Origin of the sequence: Robbsia andropogonis, from assembly GCF_000970345.1 — a bacterium.
Classification (GTDB): Bacteria; Pseudomonadota; Gammaproteobacteria; order Burkholderiales; family Burkholderiaceae; genus Robbsia; species Robbsia andropogonis.
In genome coordinates, this window is record NZ_LAQU01000178.1 from 1 (window position 1) to 1,419 (window position 1,419).

At 57.4% G+C, this 1,419-nt stretch carries 2 protein-coding genes; both read left to right on the top strand.

The genetic code is table 11. The annotated features are described in order from the left end of the window. The coding region (locus tag WM40_RS26930) for a DDE-type integrase/transposase/recombinase (RefSeq protein WP_046154623.1) at nucleotides 1–244 on the top strand (244 nt) is incomplete at its 5' end. Then, nucleotides 244–1,419, top strand: a protein-coding gene (locus WM40_RS26940; protein WP_413783835.1) for an IS3 family transposase whose coding sequence is annotated in 2 segments (ribosomal slippage) — nucleotides 244–545 and nucleotides 544–1,419 — 1,178 coding nt annotated over the 2 segments. Because the reading frame shifts where the segments join, the coding sequence is not laid out codon by codon here. This gene is flagged as partial in the annotation. The genes WM40_RS26930 and WM40_RS26940, both read left to right, overlap by 1 nt.

Sequence of the window (1,419 nt, forward strand, 5' to 3'; positions counted from 1 at the left end):
ACTGCCTGAACACACGAAGGTCCGATCCTCGAAGTATCTGAACAATATGATTGAGCAGGACCATCGAAACATCAAGTCCAGAACGAACGTGACGCTCGGCTTCAAACGGTTCAGAAACGCCTTGGCAACGGTCTCAGGCATCGAATTGATGCATCGCATTCGCAAGGGCCAGTTCGATCTGACTAAAATCGGTCTCAGGGATACCGCTCTGCCTGCCGTATGGAATGCAGTTCTGTCTTCTTGATAAGATATCCTACATGTAAGAACATTCTCAACACTCTTACCTATTTGCTCCAGAACCACCTTGAGCCCGGTAAGACGGTCTCGATGGTTGCTCGCCAGCACGGGGTAAATCCGAACCAGTTATTCCACTGGAAGAAGCTGTACCAGGACGGCAGCCTGTCGGCCGTGTCGGCTGGCGAGGAAGTCGTGCCGGCCTCGGAGCTGTCGGACGCGCTCAAGCAGATTCGAGAATTGCAGCGCTTGCTTGGCAAGAAGACCGTGGAAGTCGAAATTCTGAAGGAGGCGGTGGAATACGGTCGCCAAAAAAGTGGGCTGCGCGCTCGCCCTCATTGCCGGAGGACGAGCGGTGAAGCAGGTCTGTGACGTTCTGGGTGTTGCGCGTTCGAACGTCTCGGTGAAGCGTGTTCGAACAGCCGAGTGGCAAGACGGGCGTACTGCTGCGCGAGGTGACGACACACCTTTGGTTGCCGAAATTCAGCAGAGTGTGAAGGACTTGCCGAGCTATGGTTATCGGCGCGCCTGGGGCCTGATGCGCGGCGAGCGGGAGCGTTCGCAGGCAGCGCCCGTGAACCACAAACGCGTCTATCGTGTGATGCGTGCTCATGGGCTGCTGCTGCAACGAAAGCCCAAACGGCCAACCATCATTCGGCGACATGACGGTCGAGTGGCGGCCGACAAAAGCAATCAGCGATGGTGCTCGGATGGCTTCGAGTTCCGATGCGAGAACGGCGAGCCATTGCGCGTGACGTTCGCCTTGGACTGCTGCGACCGAGAAGCGATGAGCTGGGTGGCGACCACTGGCGGGTATACGGGGAACGACGTGCGTGACGTGATGCTTGCCGCGGTGGCGCATCGATTTGGGAATGTTGATGGCGTGCCCAGCGCAATTGAGTGGCTCAGTGATAACGGTTCGGGCTATATTGCGCCGGAGACGCGGGCATTTGCGAACGGTATCGGTCTTACACCGCTCACAACACCGGTGTGCAGTCCGCAAAGCAACGGGATGGCGGAGAGCTTCGTGAAGACGATGAAGCGCGACTACGTCGCCTTCATGCCCAAGCCTGATGCGATGACGGCAGTGCAAAATCTGGCGCTCGCCTTCGAGCATTACAACGAGAAGCACCCACATAGCGCGTTGAAGTATCGCTCCCCATGCGAGTTTCGGCGCAAGACAGA